The sequence below is a fragment of the Pseudomonas sp. B21-051 genome, from assembly GCF_024748795.1.
GTDB classification, from domain to species: domain Bacteria; phylum Pseudomonadota; class Gammaproteobacteria; order Pseudomonadales; family Pseudomonadaceae; genus Aquipseudomonas; species Aquipseudomonas putida_A.
This window is the reverse complement of the sequence record NZ_CP087166.1, coordinates 5,155,783-5,176,678: the sequence shown is the minus strand read 5'-3', so window position 1 is coordinate 5,176,678 and position 20,896 is coordinate 5,155,783. Positions and strand designations below refer to the sequence as shown.

The following is a 20,896-nucleotide window of genomic DNA, read 5'->3' as shown; positions in this document are numbered from 1 at the left end:
GTGGCGCCAGTCCGGTCGTCCGTCTATTGGCGTACACGCAAACAGGCCCGGCCTCGGGTGACGAGGGCGGGCCTGTTATTGACGAGCGTGTGCGCGACTAATTCAATCCGTCGGCGGATTTCTCTCGGCGCGCTGTGCGTCAGCGATCGAAGGCATCCCACACCGGGGCGAAATCCGGGCTGACCTGACGCTGATTCTTCGGCAGGGCGGCGATCAGTGCGCGGTCTTCAGCGTCCAGTTCAACCTGCAGCGAAGCCAGGTTCGCCAGTTGATTGGCGCGGCTGCTGGCTTTGGGAATCGCCGCCACGTTGGGCTGATCCAGCAGCCATTTCAACGCCACCTGAGTCGGCAGCACGCCGTGTTTTTCGGCAATCTGATGAATCTGTGGAATCTCCGAGACCTTGTTGCGCGCCAGCGGTGTGTACGCGGTCAGCGCCAGGTCGTGTTGGCGCGCGTAGTCGAGCAGGGCGTTCTGGCCGAGCAGGACGTGGTACTCGACCTGGATCGCTGACAGAGGGATGCCGTGTTCCTCGACGACTGTGCGCAGCAGCGGCAGCGGAAAATTCGCCACGCCGATGTTGCGAGCCAGACCTTGCTCCTTGAAGGATGCGAGGGTTTCAAGCGTGCGCGGCAAGTCCCAGTCAGTGCTCGGCCAGTGGATCATGAACAGGTCGACGTACTCGCTGCGCAAAGACTTGAGGCTTCGTTCCATCGAGTGGCGCATGGCGTCGGGCTGCAACTGGCCCCACCAGACCTTGGTGGTGACATGAATCTGCTCGCGGGATGTCGGTGTATTCGCCAATGCTTGTCCGACCGCGTCTTCGTTGTTGTAGGCCGCTGCCGTGTCGATGTGCCGGTAGCCGAGTTCCAGCGCTTGCTCCACTGCACGGGTGCATTCGTCGCCGAGCATCGGCCAGGTGCCGAGGCCCAGTTTCGGCATGTTCAAACCCTGGGCGTTAACGATGTGCTGCATGGTCGATCTCCTGTTCGAAAGCTGTGATGCCGCAGATATGCCGGGCGGCGATGTAGCCGAAAGTCAGCGCCGGGCCGAGGTTGATCCCGCCCGCCGGATAGTGCCCGCCCATGATGCTGGCCATGTCGCCACCGGCGGCGTAGAGCCCGGCGATGGGCTGGGCATGGGCATCGAGCACTTGCGCCTGCGGGTTGACCTTGAGCCCGGCAAAAGTGCCGAAGCAGCCCGGTTGGACTTTCACGGCATAGAAGGGGCCTGTCTCTATTGGGGCAACGCAAGGGTTGGGAAGGTTCGCCGGATCGCCCTGCTTGCGGTTGTAAGACGTTGAACCGCGACCGAACGACGGGTCCTCGCCGTGGCGTGCATGGCGGTTGTAGTCCTCCACCGTCTGGCGCAACCCGCTGGGGTCGATGCCGCAGGCGCTGGCCAATTCTTCAAGGGTGTTGCCGGTTTTCAGATAGCCGCTGCGGATAAATCCTGACACCGGAACGGGAAATGGCCGCGACATGCCCAAGCCATAACGCCGTTGAAAGGCACGGCTGCAGATCAGCCACGAGGCGACTTCTTCGCCTTCAGGGGTGGCGGCAACCATGGCGCTGACGTAGTCGTAGTAACCGTTGGCTTCGTTGACAAAGCGCTGGCCGTTGCGCATTACGCCGATGATTCCCGGTTTGCCGCGTTCGATGATGTGTGGGAAATGGCCGATGCTGCCGTCGGCATGCGGCACTTGCGAGACCGGCGCCCAGGCCACGGGTGACGCCAGGTCGGTGTTGACCGTGGCGCCGACGCTTTCGCCCAGGCGCAGGCCGTCGCCGTTCACCGCCAGCGGTGGCAGTGCCCAGTGTTCTTGACCCGTGGGCGTGCGCGGAAACAACGCCTTGCGCCGCTCGATGTCGTTGGCGAATCCGCCGGCGGCCAGCACCACGGCTTTGCGTGCATGAATGCGGATCGGGCCTTTGGCGCTGTTGACCAGCGCGCCGCAAACCCCTGCTTCATCGCGCAGCAGTTCGGTCACGGGTGCCGACTCCCATAACAAAACGCCAAGGTCCTCGGCGGACTTCGCCAGCCTTGCGACCAGCGCCACACCGTTGACCAATTGCATGGCCCGGCCATGTACCGCCAGATCGAGCAAGTGTCGGGTAAAACGACGGGTTACATGCCACGCGGCTTTCAGCGAACGGGTGAGATTGAGGAACGCCGAAAGGTCGGCGCCAGCCATGATCGGCATGCCCATGAAGGACGTTTCGCGCATCGTTGTACGCAGGCGCCTGAGCAAGCGTCCGACTTTTCGTCCGTCGTAAGGCGCCGCGATCACCGAGCGACCGCCCGTGCCGGCGCCGGGTGTATCGCCGTGAATGTCGGCAATGGCGTTGCCATCGGCGAATTGCAAAGCAGTGTGCTGTTCGAAAAACGCGACCATGTGTGGCCCGGCAGTGAGGAAAGCGTCGACCATTGCCGGGTCGTAATGCTCGCCGAGTTCATGGCGCAAGTACGTGCGCGGTTGCTCGACGTCTTCGACGATGCCGGCGCGCCGGGCCAGCGGATTGCACGGCACCCATGCCCAGCCGCCGGACCACGCAGTGGCACCACCGAACACCGGATCTTTTTCCACCACGATGACCTTCAGGCCGTGCCACGCGGCAGTGACCGCTGTGGATAAACCGGCGGCACCGGAGCCGACGACCAGAACGTCGCAGTCGATTTCGGGAAGTTCGGCAGGCATCAGGCAAAGCTCCGCAGTAAGAATTTATTGGAATTAGATTCCAGAAACTAACCAATGAAGTTCAGCTGCAACAAGGCATGGTTCAGTAAAGTGGGCGGTTATCGCACAGCCAGTTCCGGATTTCGCTTTGTCTCGGATGTCTTCTAGAATCGGCAAAATTTCACTTGGACCTTTCCATGGCTGGCAGTCAGATCGAACGGGTTTTCAGCGTGCTGGAAAGCCTCACCAGTGTGCCGCGCGGGCTGCCGATGCAGACCCTCGCCGAGCAACTGGACATCCCGAAAAGTGCCACGCACCGGATGCTCGCGGAGCTGATTCGCCTGGGCTACGTGCGGCAGAATCCCGACACTTTGCGCTATCACCTGTCGACCAAACTGGTGGCGATGGGGTTTCAGTACCTGTCGAGCAGCGGTGCTGACATCGTGCAACCGGTGCTGGATCGACTGGCTCAGGAAACCGGCGAGCTGGTGCGTCTGGGGGTGATCGATGACGAGCGCCAGACCTGGATCGCCAAGGCGCAGGGCGCACGGACGGGCCTGCGTTATGACCCGGACATGGGCCGCGACGCGCCGTTGTTCTACACCGCTTCCGGGCATGCGTGGCTGGCCTGCATGAGCGACGCCGAAGCCTTGTCGCTGGTCGAGCGCCAAGGCGCGGAAGTTCCGATGGGCGTCGGGCCGAATGCGCCGCGCTCCAATATCGAACTGCTGGAACGCCTGCGTCTGGCGCGAGAGCAGGGGTATGCGTGTGTCGAGGAAAGTTCGGCGGTGGGCACCTCGGCGATTGCCGCGGTGGTCAAGCATCCGGTTGACGGGCGGGTGATCGGTGTACTGAGCATTGCCGGGCCAAGCGCACGGATGCCCGGCGCGCGACTGCATGAATTGGCGCCGCTGCTGCTGACGTTCACTGAGGAATTGTCGGCGGCGAGTCTGGCATCGGAATTGTTCGTCTGACCGATCCCCTGTAGGAGCTGCCGAAGGCTGCGATCTTTTGATCTTGAAAATCAAAGTCAAAAGATCGCAGCCTTCGGCAGCTCCTACAGGTTGAGCGTCGATTATAAAAATGTGCGGTGTTCGCACGGTTTTCCCATCACCGGGTGTTTGATTGTGGAACGCGGTTCTAAATTGTTGCTGGAGTGACATGTCCAACAACAATCACAAAAGGATCGCGCCTTGACTCCCCCCCTTCGTATCGCCCTGATCGGCGCTGGCAACATGGGCCAGCAGCATTACCAGCACCTGCAAACCCTCGAAGAAGCCCGGTTGTGCGCAGTGGCCGATCCCGGCCCGCAGGCCCCCGCGTTGGCGGCGCAGTGGGGCGTGGCGTATTTCGCCGATCACCGGCAGATGCTGGAGCAGGTGCTGCCCGACGCGGTGATCGTGGCCAATCCGAATAATCAGCATGTCAGCACGGCGCTGGATTGCCTCGCCGCCGGGGTTGCGGTGTTGCTGGAGAAACCGCTCGGCGTGCATCTGGATGAGGCACGCGAACTGGTGGCGGCAGTCAAACGCAGTGGCGTGCCGGTGCTGGTCGGCCATCATCGGCGGCACAATCCGTTGATCGTGCGTGCCCACCAATTGCTGCGCAGCGGCGCGCTCGGGCGGCTGACCACGGTTACTGCACTGTTCCAGTTACGCAAACCCGACCGATATTTCGAGGTCCCGTGGCGGCGTGAACCGGGCGCGGGCCTGTTGCTGACCAATCTGATTCACGACCTCGATCTGCTGCGTCACCTGTGCGGTGAAGTGCAATCGGTGCAGGCCGTCACCGACAACGCGGTGCGGGGTTTTGCTAACGAAGACAGCGTCGCGGTGTTGCTGCAATTTGCCGACGGTGCACTCGGTACGCTGAGCGGTTCTGATGCGGTCGCCGCGCCGTGGAGCTGGGAGCTGAATTCCGGGGAAAACCCGGTCTACCCGCGTCAAGTCGATCAGCCGTGTTATTTGCTGGCGGGCACCGCCGGGGCGCTGAGCCTTCCGCAACTCAAGCGCTGGCATTACGCTGCCGATCAAGTCGATGCCGGTTGGCACGAGCCTTTGCTCGCGGTGCAGGAACATTGCGCGGCCGGGGATGCTTTGCGTTTGCAACTGCAGCATTTTGTGCAGGTCGCGCGGCGTGAAGTCGAACCCTTGGTCAGTGCCGCCGATGCCGCGCGAACATTGGCGCTGGTCGAGGCGATTCGCGAGGCGGCGGCCAGCGGTCGTGCCTGTTCCCCGGCAGCGGTCGAGGCGTGAGCATGAACGAACGAATTCTGTCTCTGGCCAGTCTCACCGTACTCGAGTTGTCACCGCCGCAAATGGTCGAGGTGGCGGCGCGTGCCGGTTACAGCCATGTCGGCCTGCGCCTGGAGCCGGCGACGCCGGAGGAATATCACTTTCCATTAGTGGCCGATGGCGGTTTACGGCGTCAGACGTTGGCGCGTTTGCGCGACACTGGCATTGCTGTGCTCGACGTGGAAATCCTGCGTCTGAAACCGCAAACCGTGGTCGCCGATTTCGACAAGCTGCTGGCCGTCGGCGCGGAGTTCGGCGCCAGCGAATTACTCGTCGCCGGCAATGATCCTGACGAGCAACGGCTCACCGACAACTTTGCCGCGCTGTGTGATCTGGCGGCGCCTTACGGTTTGCATCCGCATCTGGAGTTCATGCCCTGGACCGATGCGCGCAACCTCGAGCAGGCGTTGCGCATCGTTGCCAGTGCTGACCGGGAAAATGCCGCGGTGCTGGTCGATGCCTTTCATTTCGATCGCTCCGGCTCACGGCTGGAGGACCTGACCCTCGTCGCGCCTGGGCGCCTGCGTTATGCGCAATTGTGTGATGTGGCGGGACCGCGACCGGCGGACATGGCCGAGATCTTGCGTCAGGCGCGCAATGAGCGGCGGTTTCCCGGCGAGGGCGATTGTGACCTGCACGGTTTGTTGCGCAGTCTGCCAGCTAATATTCCACTGAGCCTGGAGATCCCCACGGTAAAACTGCTGGAGCAGGGTGTAAGCGGATTGCAACGAGCGCAGATGGCGCTCGACAGGACGCGGGAATTGTTGGCGCAGTTGTAAGTCAGTTTTTGTGGCGGGGCGCCAGCGTTCTCGCCACTGTTTATTTTTCCTTCAGAGATATCCAATGACCGTCAGCACCCCGCTCTCCGGTGTCAACCAACCCTTCAAGGGGATCTTGCTGATTGTCGTGGCGACTTTCCTGTTCTCCAGCCACGATGCGCTGTCGAAATACCTCTCGGGTTTCTACCCGATCATCATGGTGGTATGGGCGCGGTATCTGGTGCACACCTTGCTGATGGCGGGGATTTTCCTGCCGCAATCAGGGCTGCGTGTGCTGCGCACCAAACGGCCGTTGTGGCAGTTGGCGAGGGCGCTGTGCCTGCTCGGCACCAGTCTGTTTTTCACCACGGCGCTGCTGTATATCCCGCTGGCCGAGGCCACCGCGGTCAACTTTCTTGCGCCGGTGCTGGTGACGGCGTTGTCGGTGCCGTTGCTCAAGGAACGGGTGACGCGCGGGCAGTGGATCGCGGTGATCTGCGGTTTTATCGGGGTGCTGATCATCGTCCATCCGGGAGGCGAGTTGTTCACCCCGGCGGTGCTGCTGCCGTTCTGCTCGGCGTTGTTTTTCTGCTTCTATCAACTGCTGACGCGCAAGCTCAGTGAGGTCGACAGTCCGACCACCAGCAACTTTTTCGCCGGGCTGTGCAACACGCTGGTGATGAGTGCGCTGGTGCCGTTCTTCTGGCAGGTGCCGACCTTGTCACACGCCGTGTTGATGCTGGCGCTGGGCAGCTGTGGGATGACCGCGCACCTGTTTCTGACCCAGGCGTTCCGCCATGCCGCGCCGGCATTGCTGGCGCCGTTCGGCTACTGCCAGATCGTGTTTGCCGGGTTGTTGGGGTGGGTGGTGTTCAATCACACGCCGAGTCTGTTGACGGTGATCGGCATTGCGGTGATCTGCTGCAGCGGCCTGGCGGCGGCTTGGCAGCAAAGCCGTCGCTGAAGGATCCACAAATTCCTGTGTAGGAGCTGCGGCACGCTGCGATCTTTTGATCTTCAAAATCAAGATCAAAAGATCGCAGCGTGTCGCAGCTCCTACAAGGGGAGGGGTAAGCCGGTTACTCGGTGACGTCTGGAATCTTGCGCGGGGCCATGAAGTACATCCAGGTCAGGGCAATGAAGTACATCGCCGGGATCAGGGTGAACAGCACCGTGTAGTTGTTATTGGTGACGGTCAGGATGTGGCCGACGATCTGGGTCATGAACATCCCGCCGATCGCGGCGCACATGCCGCCGAAACCGAACACCGTGCTCATCATGTGCTTGGGCGTGTAGTCCATGACCAGGCTCCAGATGTTCGCGGTCCAGGCCTGGTGTGCACCGATGGCCAGGGAGATTGCCGCGACGGCGACCCACAGATTGCTCGAGCCGGCGGCCATGATCACGCCGATGATGCAGCAGGCGAACAGGAACATCGACAGCAGCCGCGCCTTGATCGAGTTCATGCCGCGACCGATCAGGAACGAAGACAGAATGCCGCCGCCGACGCTGCCGAAGTCGGCCGTCACGTAGATGATGATCAGCGGGATACCCATCTGGGTGACGTTGATGCCCAGGTTGTATTGCTGATTGAGAAACGGCGGCAGCCAGTACAGGTAGAACCAGAACACCGGTGCGGTCAGCGAATAGGCGAGGGCGAACGCCCAAGTGCCGCGCATGCGCAGGATGCGTGAAAACGGTACGCGGGCCTGTTCCGGTTCGACCTCCTGCTGGATGTAGTCGAGTTCGGATTTCTTCACTCGTGGATGGTCTTCCGGGTTGAAGTATTTCAGGCCCCAGAACAGCAGCCAGATCCCGCCCAGTGCCGACATGCACAGGAACGCCGCCTGCCAGCCCCATACGTGGAGAATCAGCGGCAGCAGCATCGGCGTGAACATGGCGCCGACGTTGGTCCCGGCGTTGAAGATGCCGGTGGCCACGGCGCGTTCACCGGCGGGGAACCACAGGCGTGTGGTTTTCACGCAGGCCGGGTAGTTGGCTGCTTCGGTCAGGCCGAGGATGAACCGGCAGACCATGAAGCCGACGGCCGACGTCGCCAGACCGTGGGCGCCGGTGGCCAGGCTCCAGAGCAGCACTGCGCAGAAGAACACGCGCTTGACGCCGACGCGGTCGATCAGGCGTCCCTGCAGGACGAAACCGATCGCATAGCCGACCTGAAACCAGAAGTTGATGTTGGCGTAATCCATCGCCGTCCAGCTCATTTCCTTGGCGAGGATCGGTTGCATGACGCCGAGGGCGGCGCGGTCGATGTAGTTCAGGGTCGTGGCGAAAAACACCAGCGCCAGCATGCCCCAACGGGTCTTGCCGACAGCCATGGCGCCGCGGATCTTGTCGCCGATGCCACCCGTGGCAGTGCTCATGGCCGGGGCCATGCGGGAAGTCTGTGAAGGAATCATTGTTCCACCCGTTTTTGAATTTGTTATGTGGTGTTGTTTGCACGCACTGCGACCGAAGGTTCATTTCCGGACTCAATGTGAAGTCGATGGTGGGCAGTGGACGAAAAATCGTCAATTCGCCGAAACGCCATAGTGTTCGATAATCGCACGCAAAACTAACCGGCTGGTACACTTTAAATTGCTGCTGAAGACGATGCAGCCAATAATTTCCCTCACTATAAAAAACGTCCTGTGCAGGAGCTGCCGAAGGCTGCGATCTTTTGAATTTGCTTTTCAGGACCAGGATCAAAAGATCGCAGCCTTCGGCAGCTCCTACCTTAAAGATAAGCGCGGCGAAGTCCGGGAGTAGAAACATGCAGCGTTCCATTGCCACCGTTTCCCTGAGCGGCACCCTGCCGGAAAAGCTCGAAGCCATTGCCGCCGCCGGGTTCGACGGTGTCGAGATCTTCGAGAACGATCTTCTGTATTACGACGGCAGCCCGCGGGAAATCAGGCAGATGTGCGCTGACCTGGGGATCGCCATCACTCTGTTCCAGCCGTTCCGCGATTTTGAAGGCTGCCGCCGTGATCGGCTGGCGCGCAATCTGGAACGGGCCGAGCGCAAATTCGACCTGATGCAGGAACTGGGCACCGATCTGGTGCTGGTGTGCAGCAACGCCTCGGCGGAAAGCATCGGCGACCGGCAGATTCTGGTCGATGACCTACGGCTGCTGGCCGAACGTGCCGGCGCTCGCGGGTTGCGTATCGGCTATGAAGCGCTGGCCTGGGGCCGGCACGTCAATACTTATCAACAGGTCTGGGACATCGTCCGCCAGGCCGACCACCCGGCACTCGGCGTGCTGCTCGACAGCTTTCACACCTTGTCGTTGAAAGGTGATCCACGCGCGATTGCCGACATTCCCGGCGACAAGATCTTCTTTGTGCAAATGGCCGACGCGCCGATCCTCGCCATGGATGTTCTGGAGTGGAGCCGGCATTTCCGTTGCTTCCCGGGGCAGGGCGAGTTCGATCTGCCGGGGTTCCTCGCGCCGATCATCCAGAGCGGTTACACCGGGCCGTTGTCGCTGGAGATCTTCAACGATGGCTTCCGCGCCGCGCCGCCACGGGCCAATGCCGCTGATGGTCTGCGTTCGCTGCTGTATCTGGAAGAGAAAACCCGTCAGCGCCTGGAACAGCAAGCAACGCCGGTGGCCAACCGCGACATCCTCTTCGAAACGCCGACGGCCAGCGAGTACAACGGCATCGAGTTTCTTGAGTTCGCCGTCGACGAAAGCCTCGGCGCCAAACTGAGCAACTGGCTGGAGCGCCTGGGCTTCGTCAAGGCCGGACAACACCGATCAAAGAGCGTGAGCCTGTTGCGCCAGGGCGATATCAACCTGATCCTCAACGCCGAACCGTATTCGTTCGGCCACAGCTTTTTCGAGGCCCACGGCCCGTCGCTGTGTGCCACCGCCGTGCGGGTCAAGGACAGCGCCAGCGCCCTGGCCCGCGCCGTCGCCTACAAGGGCCAGCCCTATCGCGGCCTGGTCGGCCCCAACGAACTGGAACTGGCCGCGGTGCGTGCGCCGGACGGCAGCCTGATTTATCTGGTGGATGAGGCGGCGGATGTCTATGGCACCGACTTCAATCTGCTGCCGAACGCCCAGGCCCGTGGCGGCCTCAAGCGCATCGATCACATGGCCATGGCGTTGCCGGCCGACAGCCTCGACAGTTGGGTGCTGTTCTACAAGAGCCTGCTGGATTTCGAGGCCGACGATGAGGTGGTGCTGCCCGATCCGTATGGGTTGGTGAAGAGCCGGGCGCTGAGAAGTCGCGACAGTTCGATCCGCCTGCCGCTGAATATCTCGGAGAACCGCAATACCGCGATTTCTCACGCGCTGTCGAGTTATCGCGGTTCCGGTGTGCATCACATCGCCTTCGATTGTGAGGACATCTTCGCCGAAGTCAGTCGCGCCAAAGAGGCTGGGGTGCCGCTGCTGGATATCCCGCTCAACTATTACGACGACCTCGCCGCGCGCTTCGATTTCGATGACGAATTCCTCAGCGAGCTGGCGTACTACAACGTGCTCTACGATCGTGACGCACAGGGCGGTGAGCTGTTCCACGTGTACACCGAGCCGTTCGAGGGACGCTTCTTCTTCGAGATCATCCAGCGTAAAAACGGCTATGCCGGTTATGGGGCGGCGAACGTCGCGGTACGTCTGGCGGCGATGGCGAAATCACGCAGCGGCGCCGTGCGTCAGGCGAAGTTGTAGGAATTTCGTAAACGCGGGATTAAACACGAGCCGCGTGGCTTCCTTCACTGTGCAGCGCGGCCCATAATCGCCAACCTGTGCAGTGATGGCCGTGAGCCCGCAATGACAATGACTTCAGAACTCCCCGCCGCTCCCGTCGAGTCCGGTATCGAGCCGCGCAAGAGTCGCAAGAACAACCCGGAAAAAACCCGCGAGAACATCCTGCAGGAGGCGATCGTCGAGTTCGTCCAGCAGGGCTTGTCCGGCGCCCGCGTCGACGCGATCGCCGAGCGTATCCATACCTCCAAGCGCATGATCTATTACTACTTCGGCAGTAAGGAGCAGTTGTACGTCGAGGTGCTGGAAAAGCTTTACGGCGACATCCGCAGCACCGAAAACCGCCTGCACCTGGCCGAGCTGCCGCCGGTGGTGGCGATCCGCCGACTGGTGGAGTTCACCTTTGATCACCACGACCGCAACGTCGATTTCGTGCGCATCGTCTGTATCGAAAATATCCACAACGCCGAGTTCGTGAAGCGTTCCGATGCGATCAAGGCAATGAACAATACGATCCTCGATTCGCTGGGCGAGATTTTGCGCCGTGGTGCTGAAGAAGGGGTATTCCGCGCAGGCCTAGATGCGCTGGACGTGCACCTGTTGATCAGCTCGTTCTGCTTCTATCGCGTCTCGAACCGCCATACGTTCGGTGAGATCTTTCAGATCGACCTGCCGGACGAAAGCATCAAGCAGCGCCATCGAGAGATGATCTGCGAGTCGGTGTTGCGCTACTTGCAGCCGTGACACTGTTCCTGTGGGAGCGAGCCTGCTCGCGAAAGCATACTGTCAGTCAATGCATCTGTTGCCTGACACACCGCTTTCGCGAGCAGGCTCGCTCCCACAACGGCGGTAGTTCAGCCGTTCATGCTTTGAAAATGCGCCAGCATGCGCTGAGCATCCGGCACCACGCCGCTGAACAGCTCAAACGCTTTCACCGCCTGAAAAACCGCCATGTTGCCGCCGTCCAGCGTGCGGCAACCCAGCGCGCGGGCGTTGCGCAGCAGCTCGGTTTCCAGCGGGAAGTAAACGATCTCCGCCACCCACAATTCCTTGCGCAGCAACTCCACCGGCACTGGCATCCCCGGCAGTTTGGCCATGCCCATCGGCGTGGTGTTCACCAGACCATCGGCCTGATTCAGGGTGCCCGGCAGATCGCGCCCGGCCACCGCGCGACCTGAGCCGAAATGCTGGTTGAGGTTGTTCGCCAGACTCTCGGCGCGTTCACGGTCGACGTCGAAGATGCTCAGTTGCTGTACGCCTTCGCTCAACAACGCGTGGGCCACTGCCGCTCCCGCACCGCCGGCCCCCATTTGGACTACTCGCTCACGGGCGACATCGTGCAAGCCGCGACGAAAACCTTCGGCAAAACCCAGGCAATCGGTATTGTGGCCGATGCGTTTGCCGTCCTTGAGCACCACGGTGTTGACCGCGCCGATGCCCCGGGCTTCCGGCGACAGCTCATCGAGCAGCGGGATGATCGCCTGCTTGCACGGGAAAGTGATGTTCAGACCGGTGTAGTTCATCCGCTCGGCCGCCTGCAGCAAGTCGGGCAGGGCGCTGCTGTCGAGATGCAACTGATCGAGATCAATCAGCCGATACAGGTAGCGCAAGCCTTGGGCGTCGCCCTCATGTTCATGCAGTGCTGGCGTGCGCGAGGCTTGAATGCCCGCACCGATCAGGCCAGCCAGTATTACCGGTTTACGGGTCATGCTGCGCGCCCCTTCAGTCGCTGACTGAAATGCTCCAGGGCCAGGCGATAGCCATGGCTGCCGAAGCCGCACATCACCGCCGTGGCGATGGCCGAGACAAACGAGTGGTGGCGGAATGGCTCACGCGCATGCACGTTGGACAGGTGCACTTCGATCACCGGCAACTCACTGGCCACCAGCGCGTCGCGGATCGCCACCGAGGTGTGCGTCCAGGCTGCCGGGTTGATCACGATCCCGGCGCAACGGCCGCGTGCCGTATGAATCCAGTCGAGCAGTTCGCCTTCGTGATTGGTCTGGCGAAACTCCACGGCCAGGCCGAATTCTTCGGCGGCACGCCCGCACAGTGCAGAGATATCGGCCAGGGTTTCGTGACCGTAAGTCGCCGGTTCACGAGTGCCGAGCAGGTTCAGGTTCGGGCCGTTGAGCACCAGAACGATAGGGGGCATGGGGGCAAACTCCACTTATTGTTTTTGGCTTGGGCCGAGGGTTTCAGCCTGTGGAGGTAAAATGTACTAGATGGTTACCATGGTCAATTGAACGGCGTTGCGTCCGACGTTTTATGTTCGGTGATCGCACAAATCAAAAGATCGCAGCCTGCGGCAGCTCCTACAGGAGGAACGTATTCCAGGGTAGGAGCTGCCGCAGGCTGCGATCTTTTAAGGCGCCCACAAAAAAGCCGTCATCAAGACGGCTTTCTCGTATCCGGCATTCGCCATCAACGCCGGGTCAGCAACACCCCGGACTCCATGTGATGTGTCCATGGGAACTGGTCGAACATCGCGCAGCGGGTGATGCGGTGCGTGTCGTGCAGTTGGGCGATGTTGGCCGCGAGGGTTTCCGGGTTGCAGGAGATGTACAGGATATTGTCGAAGCGCCGCGTCAGCTCGCAGGTGTCCGGGTCCATGCCAGCGCGCGGCGGGTCGACGAACACGCTGCCGAACTCGTAGCTTTTCAGGTCGATGCCTTGCAGGCGACGGAACGGGCGCACTTCGTTAAGCGCTTCGGTCAGCTCTTCGGCGGACAGGCGCACCAGCGTGACGTTATCCACAGCGTTTTCGCTGAGGTTGCTCAGTGCGGCGTTGACCGAAGTCTTACTGATTTCGGTGGCCAGTACTTTGCGTACACGGGTAGCAAGCGGCAGGGTGAAGTTGCCGTTGCCGCAATACAGCTCCAACAGATCGTCAGGACGATCGCCCAGTGCTTCGTACGCCCAGTTGAGCATCTTCTGGTTCACCGTGCCGTTGGGCTGTGTGAACGCGCCTTCCGGCTGACGGTAGCTGAAGGTGCGACCGCCGACGTCGAGTTTCTCCACCACGTAATCGTGGCCGATGACTTCGCGCTTGCCCTTGGAACGCCCGATGACGCTGACGTTGAGATCAGCCGCCAACTTCGACGCGGCCGCATGCCAGTGCTCGTCCAGCGGACGGTGGTAGCACAGGGTGATCATCGCATCGCCAGCCAGGGTGGTCAGGAATTCCACCTGGAACAGCTTGTGGCTCAGCGCCGAACTGGCCTGCCATGCCGCCTTGAGCTGCGGCATCAACTGGTTGATGCGCAGACTGGCAATCGGGAATTCTTCAATGAGGATCGGCGTGCGTTTGTCGTCCTGGGAGAACATCGCGTAGTGCCGCTCGCCGGCCTCGCGCCACAGGCGAAATTCCGCACGCAGGCGGAAGTTCTGCAGCGGCGAGTCGAACACGGTCGGCTCTGGCGCATCGAACGGGGCCAGCAGGTCACGCAAACGCGTGACCTTGTCTTCGAGCTGAGTGGCGTAGGCCTGGGAATCGAAAGTCATGCGTTGAACCAACCCAACTTGATCACGAACAGAATCGACAGAATCACCAGCGCCGGGTTCAGCTCACGGGCGCGGCCCGACAGCAGCTTGATCACGGTCCAGGAGATGAAACCGAAGGCGATGCCGTTGGCGATCGAGTAGGTAAACGGCATGGCCAGCGCGGTGACCACGACCGGTGCGGCAACGGTGATATCTTCCCAGTCTATTTCCGCCAGGCCCGACGTCATCAGCACGGCGACGAACAGCAGTGCCGGCGCGGTGGCGAAGGCTGGAACGCTGGCCGCCAGTGGCGAGAAGAACAGCGCCAGCAGGAACAGGATCGCCACGACGATCGCCGTCAGACCGGTACGGCCGCCAGCGCTCACGCCGGCAGCGGATTCGATGTAGCTGGTGGTGGTCGAAGTACCCAGCAGCGAGCCGGCCATCGCCGCGGTGCTGTCAGCGATCAGTGCCCGGCCCATTTTCGGCATGTGGCCGTCCTTGCCCATCAGTCCGGCGCGCTTGGCGACGCCGATCAGGGTGCCGGAGTTGTCGAACAGGTCGACGAACAGGAAGGCGAAGATCACGCTGACCAGACCGATGTCCAGGGCGCCCTTGATGTCCAGTTGCATGAAGGTCGGGGCCAACGAAGGTGGCATCGAGGTCACGCCGCCGAACGGGGTGAAGCCCATGGCGATGGAAATGATGGTCACCGCCAGAATGCCGATCAGCACCGCGCCGCGCACTTTCAGCGCTTCGAGGGCGACGATCAGGGCGAAACCAAGGGTGGCGAGAATCGGCGCCGGGGCTTTCAGGTCACCGAGGCCGACCATGGTCGCCGGGTTGCTGACCACGATGCCCGCGTTGTGCAGGGCGATCAGCGCCAGGAACAGGCCGATACCGGCGGCAATCGCCGAGCGCAGCGGTAGCGGGATGCTGTTGATGATCCATTCGCGGATGCGGAAGATCGACAGCAGGAAGAAGCACACCGCCGAAATGAACACCGCGCCCAGCGCCACTTGCCAGGTGTGGCCCATGTGCAGGACCACGGTATAGGTGAAGAAGGCGTTCAGGCCCATGCCCGGGGCGAGGGCGATCGGGTAGTTGGCGATCAGGCCCATGATGGTCGAGCCGATGGCGGCTGCCAGACAGGTGGCGACGAACACCGCGCCCTTGTCCATGCCGGTCTCGCCGAGAATGCTCGGGTTGACGAACAGAATGTAGGCCATGGCCAGGAAGGTCGTGACGCCCGCCAGAATCTCGGTACGCACGTTGGTGTTGTGTGCCTTGAGTTGAAACAGCCTTTCCAGCATGTCTGCTCCCCGTGGCGCGCGCGGCGCCGTGAATGTATCGACCTCAACAGCAAAGCACAGACCGTCGCAAGCGCCTGGGATTTTGTGGTGGGCCGGAAAAAGCCGCGCATCATACCAGCAGCGTGAGGAATATGGCGGTTGTTGGTGCCGAACGTCGTCGAAGTTTTGCCGGAGGGTTATCTGCGCCATACTGCGCGCTGAATTTTTCGGGGAAACGCGATCACATGGGCAAGCGCTGGATGCAGGCTTTCTGGGTAATGGCAGGGCTGATGGCTGGGTCATCGGCGGCGCTGGCGGCCTCGGCGCCAGCGTTGACTCAAGTGAAAGTGATCAAGGTTCAGTCGCCGGCCTGCGGCCTGGAAGACATCGGCGATGGACAGACTCAGACCCAATGCAATCACGCCGGGCCGAGCATCAAGGTGTATGTACTGGAAGTCGGCTATGGCCAGAACCAGCCGCATGCCACGCTGGACGGTTTTGAAGTCAACGGCACCCGGGCGCCGGTGTGCGCTTTTGATAACGGCAATCTGACCGAGTGCACGCCCGGCAGCAAAACTGTCGGCTCGCTATATACCTTCGATCTGGCGGGCAAGCAGGAAGGCACCTTCAGTTTCAGCAACACCTCAATCAACGCGCCACGCAACACGATGTCGACCCAGCTTTACATCAAGTAACGGCTGTCATCGAACAGGGCAAGGCAAAGCTGACTACGCTTTAAAGATCACTCAGCGGATGGCGCCCATGACCTTTAGAGCCCTGATTACCCTCGCCGAGGGCATCGATGATCTGCAATGCGTGACCCTGATCGACGTGCTGCGCCGCGCCGGCGTCGAAGTGGTGGCGGCCAGCATCGAAGGCCGGCGCATGCTGACCTGCGCGCGCGGCACACGCCTGACGGCGGATGGCATGCTGATCGACGTGCTGGCGCAGACCTTCGACCTGATCGTCCTGCCCGGCGGTGCCGTCGGATCACAACATCTGGCGGCGCATCAGCCGCTGCAGCAATTGCTCAAGGGCCAGGCCAGCGCCGGACGCCTGTTCGCCGCCATCGCCGAAGCCCCGGCCATCGCCCTGCAAGCCTCAGGCGTATTACGCCAACGGCGCATGACCTGCCTGCCGAGTGCCAGCCATCAATTGTCGGGCTGTACGTTTGTTGATCAACCGGTGGTGGTCGACGGCAATTGCATCACCGCCCAAGGCTCCGGCGCCGCACTGGCCTTTGCCCTGACGCTGGTGGAGCAACTTGGTGGCAAGGCGTTGCGGGCGAAAGTGGCGGGGGAGATGTTGGTTTGACGAGCCTCAGACCTTCGCCTCTTCCACCGGCACATGCATCCGGTCGCGGTTGGCCAGGGTCGGAAACAGTTTGATCCAGGTCCCGGTGACCACCAGCGTGCCGATCCCGCCCATGACCACGGCCGGTACGGTGCCGAACCAGTGCGCGGTGAGGCCGGATTCGAATTCGCCCAGCTGGTTCGAGGCGCCGATGAACAGGCCGTTGACCGCGCTGACCCGGCCGCGCATTTCGTCCGGGGTTTCCAGTTGCACGAAGGACGCGCGGATCACCATGCTGATCATGTCCGCCGCGCCGAGCACCACCAGCACCGCCAGCGAGAACCAGAACGAGGTCGACAGGCCGAAGGCGATGGTTGCCACGCCGAATACGCCGACGGCGGTGAACATCACCCGGCCAACGTTGCGTTCGACGGAAAACCGGGCGAGGAACAGCGACATCCCCAGCGCGCCAACCGCCGGCGCCGAGCGCAGCAGGCCCAGACCCCACGGCCCGGTGAGCAGGATGTCCTTGGCGAACACCGGCAGCAATGCGGTGGCGCCACCGAGCAACACCGCGAACAGATCCAGCGAGATCGCCCCAAGGATGTCCGGGCGGCTGCGAATGAAGCGAATCCCCGCCAGCAACGAATCCAGCGTGGCTTTGCCTTTGTTAAGCGGTGTTTGCCGGGCGGGCAGGTTGAGCATCAAGGTGCAGGCAATGACGTAGAGCAATACCGTCGGGCCGTAGACCCAGACGCTGCCGAACGCGTAAAGCAAGCCACCGAGGGCCGGGGCGACAATGGTGGCTGACTGTTGAGCCGATTGCGCTGCGGCGACCGCCCGTGGAAACAGGGCGCTGGGCACGATGCTCGGCAGCAGCGCCTGGGTGGTCGGCATTTCGAAGGAGCGCGCCGCACCGAGCAGGAAGGCGAGGATAAAGATCATTTCCCGGGTGACGTGGTCGGTCGCACTGCCGATGGCCAGTGCCAGGGCAATCAACGCCTGCAACGACTGACAGATCGCGGCGACACGCCGACGGTCATAACGGTCGGCGACATGCCCGGTGTGCAGCATGAACAGCACCCGTGGCGCGAACTCGACCAGCCCGACCAGACCCAGGTCGAGCACGTTGCCGGTCAACTGATACAGATTCCAGCCGATCGCCACCGTGAGCATCTGAAAACCGCTGGCGGTAAAGATTCGGGCGAACCAGAACGCGAGAAACGGACGATGGTGACGTAACAGCAGGGGCTCTTGGCTGGGCATCTGAAGGCAGGTCTGGCTCTTGGGGGAACCGCGAGGTTATCACCAGTCTGTAACAGGAAGTTGCTATGACAGAAAATTTAGTTAGCCAGACATCGATTATCCGGATACCCCTTTCTCTGTGGCGAGGGAGCTTGCTCCCGCCGGGTCGCGAAGCGGCCCCAATCCAGCGCAATCCTGCTTTCAGGCAAGCGCTGGAAAACCTTTTTACGCCTGCTGCGCAGCCGAGCGGGAGCAAGCTCCCTCGCCACGGAGGGTTTCCTGGCTCTGGGACATCTGTTTCAGAGCGTTGCCCAGGCAATGAGGCAACTTGTCACGCGGCAAACGACCACGCCGTTCTTCGTCGGAAATGGGACTACTCTTTTAACATTGCTTGATCCAGATCAAGACCCTCCTGGGCCATGCTCTGGTGGCCCGTTGGCCAGACTCCCTGCGTTGCGATGGCTGTTAAAAAAGAACGAATCAGAATTCGCCGCACTCAATATCCGTGGGGGCAGTAGGCAGGGGCCACAAGCCCCAATGCCGGTATTACCTGACAGAGGAAGACTTATGTTCGGTTTAGAGGCACTCGATCTCGCCCGAATTCAGTTCGCGTTCACCATCTCGTTCCACATCCTGTTCCCGGCCATCACCATTGGTCTGGCGAGCTACCTGGCGGTGCTTGAAGGGTTGTGGTTGAAAACCCATAACGACACTTACCGGGATCTGTACCACTTCTGGTCGAAAATCTTTGCCGTCAACTTCGGCATGGGTGTGGTCTCCGGTCTGGTCATGGCTTACCAGTTCGGCACCAACTGGAGTCGTTTCTCGGACTTCGCCGGTTCCGTCACCGGACCGTTGCTGACCTACGAGGTGCTCACGGCATTCTTCCTTGAGGCCGGTTTCCTCGGGGTGATGCTGTTCGGCTGGAACAAGGTCGGACGCAAACTGCACTTCTTCTCCACGGTAATGGTGGCGATCGGCACGCTGATCTCGACGTTCTGGATTCTCGCTTCCAATAGCTGGATGCAGACGCCGCAAGGCTTCGAGATCGTCAACGGTCAGGTGATCCCGACCGACTGGCTGGCCATCGTGTTCAACCCCTCGTTCCCGTATCGCCTGATGCACATGGCGACCGCTGCGTTCGTTGCCACGGCGTTCTTCGTTGGCTCGTCGGCGGCCTGGCACCTGCTGCGCGGCAAGGACAACCCGGCGATCCGCACCATGCTGTCGATGGCGATGTGGATGGCGCTGATCGTCGCGCCGATCCAGGCGGTCATCGGTGACTTCCACGGGCTGAACACCCTTGAGCACCAGCCGGCGAAAATCGCTGCGATCGAAGGTCACTGGGAAAACAAAGGCAACGAAGCGACCCCGTTGATCCTGTTCGGCTGGCCGGACATGAAAGAAGAGAAAACCAAATTCGCCGTAGAGATCCCGTACCTCGGCAGCCTGATCCTGACCCACTCGCTGGACAAGCAGGTGCCGGCGCTCAAGGAGTTCCCGCCTGAAGACCGGCCGAACTCGACCATTGTGTTCTGGTCGTTCCGGGTCATGGTCGGCCTCGGCTTCCTGATGATCTTCACCGGCCTGTGGAGCCTGTGGCTGCGCAAGCGCGATTCGCTCTACACCTCGCGGCCGTTCCTGTATCTGGCGCTGTGGATGGGGCCGTCCGGCCTGATCGCGATCCTCGCCGGCTGGTTCACCACCGAGATCGGTCGTCAGCCGTGGGTGGTCTACGGGCTGATGCGCACGGCGGATGCGTCCTCCAACCACAGCTTCATGCAGATGAGCATCACCCTGATCATGTTCGTCGTGGTGTATTTCGCGCTGTTCGGTGCGGGGCTCGGCTACATGATGCGTCTGGTGCGCAAAGGGCCGAAAACCGACGAAGGCAAGGAAACCAACGACGGTGGTCCTGGCCAGAAACGCACACCGGCTCGGCCGTTGTCCGCCGCCGATGACGAGGGCACTGACGCTGGTTCGCATCGCAGCCTGGAAAAGGAGATTTGACTCATGGGTATTGATCTTCCGCTGATCTGGGCCGTGATCATCATCTTCGGCATCATGATGTACGTGGTCATGGACGGCTTTGACCTGGGGATCGGGATTCTCTTCCCGTTCATCCCGGGCAAGACCGACCGTGACGTGATGATGAACACCGTCGCCCCGGTGTGGGACGGCAATGAAACCTGGCTGGTACTGGGCGGCGCGGCGTTGTTCGGCGCGTTCCCGCTGGCCTATTCGGTGGTGCTGTCGGCGCTGTACCTGCCGCTGATCTTCATGCTGATCGGCCTGATTTTCCGCGGTGTGGCGTTTGAGTTCCGCTTCAAGGCCAAGGACGACAAGCGTCACCTGTGGGACAAGGCGTTCATCGGCGGCTCGGTGGCGGCGACGTTCTTTCAGGGCGTGGCACTCGGGGCCTTCATCGACGGTTTGCCGGTGGTCAATCGGCAATACGCCGGCGGTTCACTGGACTGGCTGACACCGTTCACCCTGTTCTGCGGTGCCGCGCTGGTGGTGGCCTACGCCTTGCTCGGCTGCACCTGGCTGATCATGAAGACCGAAGGCAAGTTGCAGGAACAGATGCACAACCTGGCGCGGCCGCTGGCGTTCGTGCTGCTGGCGGTGATCGGCATCGTCAGTCTGTGGACGCCGCTGGCTCACCCCGAGATCGCGAAACGCTGGTTCAGCATGCCGAACCTGTTCTGGTTCATGCCGGTGCCGATTCTGGTGCTGGTGACGCTGTACGGCTTGATTCGCGCGGTGGCGCGCAACGCCAACTACATGCCGTTCCTGCTGACCCTGGTGCTGATTTTCCTCGGCTACAGCGGTCTGGGCATCAGCCTGTGGCCGAACATCGTGCCGCCGTCGATCTCGATCTGGGACGCCGCCGCACCGCCGCAAAGCCAGGGCTTCATGCTGGTCGGTACGCTGTTCATCATCCCCTTCATCCTGGGTTACACCTTCTGGAGCTACTACGTGTTCCGCGGCAAGGTCACCCATGAAGACGGTTATCACTAGAACTGTGTGAAATCTGTGTAGGAGCTGCGGCACGCTGCGATCTCTTGATTTGAAAATCATGATCAAATGATCGCAGCCTCGTTTCACTCGACAGCTCCTACAGCGCGCTTTAACGGAGGAACGATGC

General features: G+C 61.5%; 18 protein-coding genes. 10 read left to right on the top strand and 8 right to left on the bottom strand.

Translation table 11 applies throughout. The annotated features are described in order from the left end of the window. Positions 1-139 precede the first annotated feature (139 nt). Both LOY52_RS23280 and LOY52_RS23275 read right to left on the bottom strand, forming a co-directional pair. A complete protein-coding gene (locus LOY52_RS23280) occupies positions 140-973 on the bottom strand; it encodes an aldo/keto reductase (protein WP_258676126.1) in 834 nt (277 codons plus the stop codon). After that, positions 957-2,696, bottom strand: a complete 1,740-nt coding sequence (locus LOY52_RS23275) for an FAD-dependent oxidoreductase (RefSeq protein WP_258676125.1) — start codon at positions 2,694-2,696, stop codon at positions 957-959. Before LOY52_RS23275 ends, LOY52_RS23280 begins: the two co-directional genes overlap by 17 nt. Before the next feature lie 176 nt (positions 2,697-2,872). Between LOY52_RS23275 and LOY52_RS23270 the strand changes: the two genes are divergently transcribed. The 4 genes from LOY52_RS23270 (at position 2,873) to LOY52_RS23255 (ending at position 6,691) form a co-directional block, all read left to right on the top strand. Beyond that, positions 2,873-3,649: an IclR family transcriptional regulator gene (locus LOY52_RS23270; RefSeq protein ID WP_258676123.1), complete on the top strand. Its 777-nt coding sequence runs from the start codon at positions 2,873-2,875 to the stop codon at positions 3,647-3,649. A 219-nt stretch (positions 3,650-3,868) separates the two neighbouring features. Then, positions 3,869-4,930: a Gfo/Idh/MocA family protein gene (locus tag LOY52_RS23265; protein ID WP_258676121.1), complete on the top strand. Its 1,062-nt coding sequence runs from the start codon at positions 3,869-3,871 to the stop codon at positions 4,928-4,930. 2 nt (positions 4,931-4,932) lie between these two features. Beyond that, a complete protein-coding gene (locus tag LOY52_RS23260; RefSeq protein ID WP_258676120.1) occupies positions 4,933-5,748 on the top strand; it encodes a sugar phosphate isomerase/epimerase in 816 nt (271 codons plus the stop codon). A 64-nt stretch (positions 5,749-5,812) separates the two neighbouring features. Then, positions 5,813-6,691, top strand: coding sequence for a DMT family transporter (locus LOY52_RS23255; RefSeq protein WP_103367270.1), 879 nt, complete (start codon positions 5,813-5,815; stop codon positions 6,689-6,691). Positions 6,692-6,806: 115 nt separating this feature from the next. Here the strand turns inward: LOY52_RS23255 and LOY52_RS23250 are convergent, their stop codons facing one another. Then, positions 6,807-8,144, bottom strand: coding sequence for an MFS transporter (locus LOY52_RS23250; RefSeq protein WP_103367271.1), 1,338 nt, complete (start codon positions 8,142-8,144; stop codon positions 6,807-6,809). Positions 8,145-8,497: 353 nt separating this feature from the next. Between LOY52_RS23250 and quiC the strand changes: the two genes are divergently transcribed. Further along, complete coding sequence (gene quiC / locus LOY52_RS23245; protein WP_258676117.1) at positions 8,498-10,399, top strand: 3-dehydroshikimate dehydratase QuiC; 1,902 nt, start codon at positions 8,498-8,500, stop codon at positions 10,397-10,399. A gap of 102 nt (positions 10,400-10,501) precedes the next feature. Next, positions 10,502-11,179, top strand: a complete 678-nt coding sequence (locus LOY52_RS23240) for a TetR family transcriptional regulator (RefSeq protein WP_007963740.1) — start codon at positions 10,502-10,504, stop codon at positions 11,177-11,179. Between the two features lie 110 nt (positions 11,180-11,289). Here LOY52_RS23240 and LOY52_RS23235 read toward each other — a convergent pair whose 3' ends face one another. From LOY52_RS23235 to LOY52_RS23220, 4 genes are all read right to left on the bottom strand, one after another. Continuing rightward, a complete protein-coding gene (locus tag LOY52_RS23235; protein ID WP_258676116.1) occupies positions 11,290-12,144 on the bottom strand; it encodes a shikimate dehydrogenase in 855 nt (284 codons plus the stop codon). Then, the gene (gene aroQ / locus LOY52_RS23230) at positions 12,141-12,590 is read right to left on the bottom strand and encodes a type II 3-dehydroquinate dehydratase (RefSeq protein WP_258676114.1); all 450 of its coding nucleotides are present in this window, start codon (positions 12,588-12,590) and stop codon (positions 12,141-12,143) included. Before aroQ ends, LOY52_RS23235 begins: the two co-directional genes overlap by 4 nt. Before the next feature lie 269 nt (positions 12,591-12,859). Further along, positions 12,860-13,939, bottom strand: coding sequence for a tRNA (uridine(54)-C5)-methyltransferase TrmA (trmA, locus tag LOY52_RS23225; RefSeq protein WP_047602591.1), 1,080 nt, complete (start codon positions 13,937-13,939; stop codon positions 12,860-12,862). Beyond that, positions 13,936-15,231: an NCS2 family permease gene (locus LOY52_RS23220; protein WP_007963748.1), complete on the bottom strand. Its 1,296-nt coding sequence runs from the start codon at positions 15,229-15,231 to the stop codon at positions 13,936-13,938. The genes trmA and LOY52_RS23220 overlap by 4 nt, the downstream gene beginning before the upstream one ends. Before the next feature lie 224 nt (positions 15,232-15,455). Between LOY52_RS23220 and LOY52_RS23215 the strand changes: the two genes are divergently transcribed. Continuing rightward, a complete protein-coding gene (locus LOY52_RS23215) occupies positions 15,456-15,905 on the top strand; it encodes a YolA family protein (protein ID WP_258680032.1) in 450 nt (149 codons plus the stop codon). 67 nt (positions 15,906-15,972) lie between these two features. Beyond that, positions 15,973-16,524 carry a DJ-1 family glyoxalase III gene (locus tag LOY52_RS23210; protein ID WP_258676112.1) on the top strand — a complete coding sequence of 184 codons (552 nt, stop codon included), beginning with the start codon at positions 15,973-15,975 and terminating at the stop codon, positions 16,522-16,524. 6 nt (positions 16,525-16,530) lie between these two features. Here LOY52_RS23210 and LOY52_RS23205 read toward each other — a convergent pair whose 3' ends face one another. Next, positions 16,531-17,769: an MFS transporter gene (locus LOY52_RS23205; RefSeq protein ID WP_258676111.1), complete on the bottom strand. Its 1,239-nt coding sequence runs from the start codon at positions 17,767-17,769 to the stop codon at positions 16,531-16,533. Between the two features lie 546 nt (positions 17,770-18,315). On the opposite strand from LOY52_RS23205, the gene LOY52_RS23200 reads away from it, so the two are divergent. Both LOY52_RS23200 and cydB read left to right on the top strand, forming a co-directional pair. Next, positions 18,316-19,758, top strand: a complete 1,443-nt coding sequence (locus tag LOY52_RS23200; protein WP_007963752.1) for a cytochrome ubiquinol oxidase subunit I — start codon at positions 18,316-18,318, stop codon at positions 19,756-19,758. Between the two features lie 3 nt (positions 19,759-19,761). Then, on the top strand, positions 19,762-20,769 hold the full coding sequence (gene cydB, locus LOY52_RS23195) for a cytochrome d ubiquinol oxidase subunit II (protein ID WP_258676108.1): 1,008 nt from the start codon (positions 19,762-19,764) through the stop codon (positions 20,767-20,769). Positions 20,770-20,896: the final 127 nt, after the last annotated feature.

Bases quoted from the DNA above. Each gene is read 5' to 3' on its own strand.
- LOY52_RS23280 (WP_258676126.1), bottom strand. From the start codon at position 973: ATGCAGCACATCGTTAACGCCCAGGGTTTGAACATGCCGAAACTGGGC.
- LOY52_RS23275 (WP_258676125.1), bottom strand. From the start codon at position 2,696: ATGCCTGCCGAACTTCCCGAAATCGACTGCGACGTTCTGGTCGTCGGC.
- LOY52_RS23270 (WP_258676123.1), top strand. From the start codon at position 2,873: ATGGCTGGCAGTCAGATCGAACGGGTTTTCAGCGTGCTGGAAAGCCTC.
- LOY52_RS23260 (WP_258676120.1), top strand. From the start codon at position 4,933: ATGAACGAACGAATTCTGTCTCTGGCCAGTCTCACCGTACTCGAGTTG.
- LOY52_RS23255 (WP_103367270.1), top strand. From the start codon at position 5,813: ATGACCGTCAGCACCCCGCTCTCCGGTGTCAACCAACCCTTCAAGGGG.
- LOY52_RS23250 (WP_103367271.1), bottom strand. From the start codon at position 8,144: ATGATTCCTTCACAGACTTCCCGCATGGCCCCGGCCATGAGCACTGCC.
- quiC (WP_258676117.1), top strand. From the start codon at position 8,498: ATGCAGCGTTCCATTGCCACCGTTTCCCTGAGCGGCACCCTGCCGGAA.
- LOY52_RS23240 (WP_007963740.1), top strand. From the start codon at position 10,502: ATGACAATGACTTCAGAACTCCCCGCCGCTCCCGTCGAGTCCGGTATC.
- LOY52_RS23235 (WP_258676116.1), bottom strand. From the start codon at position 12,144: ATGACCCGTAAACCGGTAATACTGGCTGGCCTGATCGGTGCGGGCATT.
- aroQ (WP_258676114.1), bottom strand. From the start codon at position 12,590: ATGCCCCCTATCGTTCTGGTGCTCAACGGCCCGAACCTGAACCTGCTC.
- trmA (WP_047602591.1), bottom strand. From the start codon at position 13,939: ATGACTTTCGATTCCCAGGCCTACGCCACTCAGCTCGAAGACAAGGTC.
- LOY52_RS23220 (WP_007963748.1), bottom strand. From the start codon at position 15,231: ATGCTGGAAAGGCTGTTTCAACTCAAGGCACACAACACCAACGTGCGT.
- LOY52_RS23215 (WP_258680032.1), top strand. From the start codon at position 15,456: ATGGGCAAGCGCTGGATGCAGGCTTTCTGGGTAATGGCAGGGCTGATG.
- LOY52_RS23210 (WP_258676112.1), top strand. From the start codon at position 15,973: ATGACCTTTAGAGCCCTGATTACCCTCGCCGAGGGCATCGATGATCTG.
- LOY52_RS23205 (WP_258676111.1), bottom strand. From the start codon at position 17,769: ATGCCCAGCCAAGAGCCCCTGCTGTTACGTCACCATCGTCCGTTTCTC.
- LOY52_RS23200 (WP_007963752.1), top strand. From the start codon at position 18,316: ATGTTCGGTTTAGAGGCACTCGATCTCGCCCGAATTCAGTTCGCGTTC.
- cydB (WP_258676108.1), top strand. From the start codon at position 19,762: ATGGGTATTGATCTTCCGCTGATCTGGGCCGTGATCATCATCTTCGGC.